The 970-nt window shown below is 73.3% G+C and carries 1 protein-coding gene; it reads right to left on the bottom strand.

What is annotated here, in order from left to right:
- Positions 1–865 (bottom strand): NAD-dependent epimerase/dehydratase family protein (locus tag VQ02_RS34095; RefSeq protein WP_245239942.1); only part of this gene is annotated, 865 nt, incomplete at its 3' end.
- Positions 866–970: the final 105 nt, after the last annotated feature.

Here is a 970-nt window from a genome sequence, read left to right as displayed (position 1 = left end):
CCCCCGAGCGCGAACGGGCATCCCGCCCCGGCCGCTCCGCCTCGGGCGTGTAGTCCATCGTCGTGAAGCTGCCGCCCTGGAGGGTGCGGGCCACCGGGTCGAGGGGGTTCTCCCGCGCCAGGATCTCCGCGGCGTAATCCTCCGCCGACTGGGTCGGGCGGTAGCCGATCGCCGCGGCGGCGGCATTGTCCCAGTAGCTGCGCGGGTTGTTCGAGACGCCCCAGACCGCGAGGTAGCCGCGGACCGGAGCCGCGATGCTGCGCAGCACGAGCTGGGCCAGGTCGTCGTGGCCGAGCCAGGTCGAGAGGTGGCGGAACTCCGTCGGCCGCGGCTCCGCGCTGCCGATGCGCAGGGCCACCCCCTCGATGCCGTGCCGGTCCCAATACATCTGGCCCATCAGCTCGCCCCAGGCCTTGCTCAGGCCGTAGAAGCCGTCCGGCCGGAAGGGAGCGGCGGCGTCGAGCCGCTCGGTCACCGGGTGCATCCCGAAGGCGTGGTTGGAGCTGGCGAAGACCACCCGGCGCACGGCGTGGCGCCGGGCGCCCTCGTAGACCGCGTGCAGGGCCCGCAGGTTGTTCTCGATCACCTCCGGCAGCGGACGCTCGACGCTGGTGCCGGCCATGTGCACCAGCACATCGGTGCCGGCGAGGAGCTGGTCCACCGCCTCCGGTTCGCGCAGGTCACCGGTCGTCACCGTCTCGGCGTCCGAGAGCGGCGTCAGCGCCGTCGGCCCGCCGCCGGAGCGCAGGACGTGGCCGGCGGCGCTGACGCCGCTCTCGGACGCCGAGACGGTGACGACCGGTGACCTGCGCGAACCGGAGGCGGTGGGGCAGCCCCCCCCCCCCACCCCAGGGCTGGGGGGCAAGGGGGGGCCCACCACACCGGGGTCGGGGGGGGGGGGGTGGACCCTGCTCTTTTAAAAAACTTCCCACCCCCGAGGCCAGCAAGAAAAACGGATGGCGTCTCTTTT

Source organism: Methylobacterium variabile, from assembly GCF_001043975.1.
Lineage (GTDB): Bacteria > Pseudomonadota > Alphaproteobacteria > Rhizobiales > Beijerinckiaceae > Methylobacterium > Methylobacterium variabile.
Note: the sequence above shows the minus strand (reverse complement) of the source record. Positions and strands in the feature narration are given on the sequence as shown.